The following is a 5,529-nucleotide window of genomic DNA, read 5'->3' on the forward strand; positions in this document are numbered from 1 at the left end:
TTGCCGCGGCCCGATTCGCCATAGACGAACAGCGGGTTGTACGCCTGTCCCGGCGCTTCGGCCACCGCGCGGGCGGCCGACGTCGCGAGACGATTGGACGCACCCACCACAAATGTTTCGAAGCGCAGCTTCCGGTCCACAGCGGACGTCATGCCGCCGCTCCCGCCGCACGGCTCACCGACTCCGTCACCGACGCGTCGAAGCCGGCCGCAATGGCCGGTACGTGCAGCGGTGTCCGCATGGCCGCAGCAGCGCGCTGGCCGGCGGGCGTGCCGTCATCCGCACCGAGGCGGCGCAACACGCGCATGCCCAGTGACCGCAGCGTATCGAACACGCCGGTGCCGGTGAGGGCATCGGCCGCATATTCAGGCACAGCGCGGAAGTTCAGCGCCACCGACAGCTCGGCCACGCTCGCGGCAAGCGACGACGGCAGATCCTGCTTGTTGTACTGCATGACGATGGGCAGGTCGCGCGCATCGACGCCGTGTTCGGCGAGGTTGGCATGCATGTCCTGCAGGCTCTCGATGTTGTCTTCCCACCGATGACGCTGACTGTCGGCCACGAACGCCACACCGTCAGCCCCCTGCAACACGAGCTGGCGAATGGCGCGGTAGTACGGCTGCCCCGGCACCGTGTACAGCTGAAAGCGCACGCGATAGGCGCCCACCGTGCCAAGGTCCACCGGCAGGTAGTCAAAGAAGAGCGTGCGGTCGCGACGGGTGGCGAGGGACGTGAGCGAGCCCACCTGCCCGCTCGGCAACGCCGAATGCAGGTAGGTGAGATTGGTTGTCTTTCCGGACCGACCGGGCCCGTAGTACACCAGTTTGCAGGTGATCAGCCGTGTGGCGTGATCGACAATGGGCATGCGCCCGCTCCTCTTCGCGTGGCAAGAGTCTGACGCCTGAACGACGACCGCGGATCGCTTACGGCTGCAGCAGCGTCTGCAACCGGGTGGCGAGCGAGATGGCCTCGCGCACCCGATGAGCATCCACCACCGGTACCGTCGCATCGAGCGCAGCGGCCCAATGCACGATCGCGGACGACAGGTCGCCCCGACGGGCGCAGTCGTCTCCCAGTCGTTGCAGCGCAGGCCCATCCTGCCATGCCGCCGCCCCAACCGGTTCTCTCTGTGCAAAGGACGGATCAGGAAGGGGTGGGGCAACGCGCGGAGGCGGCCACGGTGTGGACCGGCGCGGCATGCCGTCCGCCGTCAACACTCCCCACTGCACCGGGTCGAAGACGGCGTCCTCATCCAGCACGCCGTCCTCGTCCATTCCACTCTCTGGCAGACCAGATTCCGGAATCCACAGGTCGTTCGCGCTAGGTACCGCCGGGCTCACCGGTGGGGTGGGATTGCGCCGCGGAGCCGGCGACGCTTCACGCAACACCAGCAGTCCGGCCACGATGAGGTCGTGTACCAGCTCTGCCACTACCGCCAGCTCCCGCCCCATCACCGCGGCGATCGCATCCAGATCCCGCTGCCCATCAATGTGGGTGAGTATCTCCCATTGATGCGGTGACAGTCGCAGCAGGGGCAACTGCTGGGGCTCCACGTCGACGAACATCGGCACGACGCCCGCGTGCGGCACGCGCGACTCGATCCGCGACCACACCTCGGCCTGTATCGCACCATCCATCAGCAGCGGCTCCACCGCCAGCCGCACTCCAGTGCGCCCGTCCGGCACGTCGGCGGGCGCGAAGCGGAACGTGCCTTCACGCCAGCGCAGCGCCGTATGCACCACCGCACTGATCTCCGTGGCGTCCATCGATGGCGCTGCCGATTCGTTGGCCCTGTCGACGAAGCCCTCGACGATCTGCCCCTGCAGAAATCCCAGACGCAGCCGCAGGCCAAGCAATGGCGCATCACAGTGCAGCGTGCCGTTCTTGCGTCCTCCAGACAGCAGCTGGAGGACGTCGGTCAGGCCGAGATCGCGCAGTCGTCCTTCGATACCCATGGATGCGTGCCGGATCAGGCGACTTGTGCCGGATCGGCCTGCAGAAAGCCGCGTGCCTGCGTCAGGGCTGACGACGCGCGCTCGCCCCAGATTCCGGCATCCGGGTCATTCGCCACGCGCGTCCACCGCGAAAGGGCATCCCGCACGCGTGCCTGACGGGCGAGCAGTACACCGTCGTACCACAGGGCCGCACTGCGCGATGGATCGTGCCGCAACAGACGGTCCACGGCCACACGGGCATCGTCTGTACGCTCTTCAGCAACCAGCACACCCGCCAGCAGCTCGAGCGCGTCGAGATCGGTGGGCACCAGTTCCAGGCACTCCGCCAACTCGACACGTGCTTCGTCAAGACGACCGGCATCGCGATGAAGGCGTGCCAGCTCGATCCGCGCTTCCCGCCATCGGGGTGCGGCGGCGAGCGCAGCCACGATCTCCAGTCGTGCGGCAAGCAGATCGCCCTGCTCTCGCAGCAGACGTGCGATGGCCACACGCGGTGTGGGCCGCATCGGGTCTCTCGCGAGCGCACGACGATAGAATCCCAACGCCAACGAGCGGTCAGCCAACTGGGTGGAGACGTCACCCGCAAAGTGCAGCAGCGCGGGACTGGTGACATCCTGCGCGAGCAGTCGCAACAGCACGGCGCGCGCGGCCTGTTGGTCGGATTCACCCGGATCGCCCGCCGCACTGTCGGTCAGGCTCGCGGCCATCAGCGCCAGTACTTCGTGATCATCTGGCGTACGAGTGATCAACTCATCAAGCAGCGGACGCGCGGAGGCCGCACGGTGCAGCAAGCACCGGGAGCGCGCTGCTCCCACCGTCGCGCGATGCCATGTGGCCACCAGGTCTGGCGCGACCGTCGACGCATCGGAACGCTGCTCCTGCACCAGTTCACGGGCACGCTGGTAGCGCTCCACCGCTTCACCATGCAGGGTGCGTTCGGCGAAGGCATCAGCGGCTGCACACTCTGCCACCGCTCGCTCATGCGCCGACAACGCCACGACCTGAGCGGGCTGTTCGGGCAGCAACCCGCTCACTTCGAGTTCGTTCACCGACACACCGGTGAGCGGCGCACCGCCCGTCAGCCGGAGCAGGTCCACGCGCCCCACGGCATCGGGGCATTCGCGCTGCAGTTCAATACCTACGGTGAGTCGGGCGTCTGCGCGCACGGGCGAAATCGCGAGCGCCTGTTCGGTCTCGCGCACAGCGCCATCCTGATCGCCAAGCCGGTCCAGCACATCGGCCAGGGCAAAACGCGCCTCGGCGTGCGATGGACGCTGTTCGATGGCCTTCACGAAGGCATCGCGTGCATCTTCGGGCCGATCGAGCGACGCCAACACCTGACCGGTGGCATACCAAGCGTCCGCATCACGCGGATGAAATGCCACCAGCTCTCGCAACAGCGACAGCGCGGCCAAGCCCTCACCGTTCCATGCAAGCAGGCATGCCAGATTGCGCCGTGCACGCACGAAAGTGGGATCGAGTTCTGCCGCGCGTGTCAGCGCCTCACGGGCCGCGTTTGCGTCACCGCGATCGGCCAGCGCCACGCCAAGATTGTTGTACGCAAGCGCGTCGCGCGGATCGATGCGCAGTGCACGACGATAGCTATCCGCGGCGGCCGTGACATCGCCGCTCTGGTGCAAGGCGACACCGTGTTCGTTCCACCACCGCGCTGTTTCCTGCTCTGTGAGCAACTGCTCGTACCGCGCACGCGCGTCAGCGGAATTGCCGTCGATCAGATCGAGCTCGGCGAGTGCATGCTGGACGAGGCGCACATCCTCGCCCTGCGATATCGCTCGATCAAACTCCGCCCGCGCCTCACGGAAGTAACCACGCTGGCGAAACGCCAACCCCAGACCATAGCGAGCCAAGGCTCCATCGGGCTCAACGGCCATCATTGCCGTCGCATGGCCCAGCGGCGACGTGCCGGTGTCGATGGAGAGATCACTCTGCACCGTCTCGAGCGCCGGATTGAGCTCGGCCGCGCGGCGGGTGGCCTGGAGCGCCTGCTCGTGATGTCCCATGTCGCCCAGCAAGAAGCCGCGCAGCAGGTGCGCATCGGCATGCCGCGGCGACTCCGCCAACAACTGATCGAGCACATCCAACGACTGCTCGTTCTGACCGCGCTGATACAACACCTCGGCGAGATGCAGGCGTGCGTCGGATACAGCGCCCGCATTCACGGCCCGCTCGAACCACCGCTGCGCCCGACGCAGGTCGCCCGCACGCTGCTCGATCAGACCACGTTCAAACAACGCCTCGCCATCATCCGGATCTTCGGCGATGAGGGCATCGAGTTGGCGGGTCGCCTCGGACGTACGCCCGATGACGCGCGTGAGATGCGCCTGCTCACGCAGGGCCTCACGATCGTCCGGGTCGGCCTCGATACGCGCCTGAATACGAGCGAGTCGTTCATCGCAGGCGCCAGGTAGCGCCGCGGCCACTTCGAGATTGCGCGCGGCGGTACGCATGCGCGGGTCCAGCGCGAGGGCGCGCAGGAATGCTTCGACGGCGTCGGCGTGCAATCCGCGGGCGTGGTACAACACGCCCAGGTTGTTGAAGGCGCCGGGATCCTGCTGGTCGACCCGATCAAGCATCGCCCGCAGCAATCCCACGCCACGGTCCACCGATGGCCGTCCGGCAGCCTCGGTGTCAACGGCGGTATCGGCGCTCGTGGCGGCGCCGGCGTGGACCATGGTGGTCATCGGCAGCGCGATCTGCTGCGGTCAGGCCAGGCGAAGCGCGCGCAGCATCACCTGCAACGATGCCGGATCCGGCAGCAGCAGGAAGAAGCCGCGCAGGGTCTGCTGCATCTCGGTGAGCTGGAACTCACTCTCCACGCACAGCACCGCGTCGGGGTCGGCGGAAAATTCACTGAACGCACTGGTGAGCACGGCGGTGGACATATCCACGACCATGGTCGGCGGTGACGGCAGCAGAAGCATGCCAAGGAAATCACTGAGCGCGTTCATGTACGCGCCGCTCAGGATGTTGCCGGCTTCCTTGATGGCTGACGTCTCGAGCTCACTGAACGCGACCGACGATCCCACGGGGCGCCGCAGCATCAGCTCGGCGAGGCGCATCACGGTGGGCTTGGGAAACACCAACAGCGTGCGACCGGAGAGATCGCCGAGCATGTGCATCATGACGGCGGCGACGGGCTCCTCATCGGGCGAGAACTGCGAGGGGAGCTCCTCGATGCTCGCCACGCTGATCGCCGGCACCTTGATCATGATGGTGTGGCCGGTCATCTGCGACAACGCCGTGGCGGCGTGACCCGCGCCAATGTTGGCCGTTTCACGCAGAGCGTCGAGCTGAATGGTCTTCAGTGACCGGATGGCGTTCATGTCGCTCCCACTGCTGTGTCGTCCTGTTGAGCTGTCGGGTTCTGCGGGTGTTCGGTGTGCATCGTGGGCTACACGATGCTTGCCACATCGACGATGAGCGCCGGCGTGCCGTCACCCAGCACGGTGGCACCGCTGAACCACGGCGCGGCACCCTGCACCGTATCGAGCGGCTTCACGACAATGTCCTGCTGAGCCACGAGCGCATCCACCAGGAACGCGGCCCGTCGTCC

5 protein-coding genes and 1 pseudogene are annotated in these 5,529 nt (G+C 66.7%); all 6 read right to left on the minus strand.

The annotated features are described in order from the left end of the window. Positions 1 to 125, minus strand: a pseudogene (locus tag VGE27_RS10045) (DnaA ATPase domain-containing protein); the annotation flags it as partial. A gap of 23 nt (positions 126 to 148) precedes the next feature. Next, complete coding sequence (locus tag VGE27_RS10050) at positions 149 to 865, minus strand: GTPase domain-containing protein (protein ID WP_331049516.1); 717 nt, start codon at positions 863 to 865, stop codon at positions 149 to 151. Positions 866 to 923: 58 nt separating this feature from the next. Next, the gene (locus tag VGE27_RS10055) at positions 924 to 1,955 is read right to left on the minus strand and encodes a DUF4388 domain-containing protein (protein ID WP_331049517.1); all 1,032 of its coding nucleotides are present in this window, start codon (positions 1,953 to 1,955) and stop codon (positions 924 to 926) included. Positions 1,956 to 1,969: 14 nt separating this feature from the next. Continuing rightward, on the minus strand, positions 1,970 to 4,657 hold the full coding sequence (locus VGE27_RS10060; protein WP_331049518.1) for a tetratricopeptide repeat protein: 2,688 nt from the start codon (positions 4,655 to 4,657) through the stop codon (positions 1,970 to 1,972). A gap of 21 nt (positions 4,658 to 4,678) precedes the next feature. Further along, positions 4,679 to 5,299 (minus strand): chemotaxis protein CheC, encoded by a 621-nt coding sequence (locus VGE27_RS10065; protein ID WP_331049519.1) that lies wholly within the window; start codon positions 5,297 to 5,299, stop codon positions 4,679 to 4,681. Between the two features lie 68 nt (positions 5,300 to 5,367). Further along, positions 5,368 to 5,529: chemotaxis protein CheW (locus VGE27_RS19555; protein ID WP_414653556.1), on the minus strand; the 162-nt coding region annotated here is incomplete at its 5' end.

Source organism: Gemmatimonas sp. (assembly GCF_036405635.1).
In the GTDB taxonomy this organism is placed as follows: domain Bacteria; phylum Gemmatimonadota; class Gemmatimonadetes; order Gemmatimonadales; family Gemmatimonadaceae; genus Gemmatimonas.

Excerpts from the sequence above, each read along its gene's own strand:
- VGE27_RS10065 (WP_331049519.1), bottom strand. The coding sequence starts at position 5,299 with ATGAACGCCATCCGGTCACTGAAGACCATTCAGCTCGACGCTCTGCGT.
- VGE27_RS10055 (WP_331049517.1), bottom strand. The coding sequence starts at position 1,955 with ATGGGTATCGAAGGACGACTGCGCGATCTCGGCCTGACCGACGTCCTC.
- VGE27_RS10060 (WP_331049518.1), bottom strand. The coding sequence starts at position 4,657 with ATGACCACCATGGTCCACGCCGGCGCCGCCACGAGCGCCGATACCGCC.
- VGE27_RS10050 (WP_331049516.1), bottom strand. The coding sequence starts at position 865 with ATGCCCATTGTCGATCACGCCACACGGCTGATCACCTGCAAACTGGTG.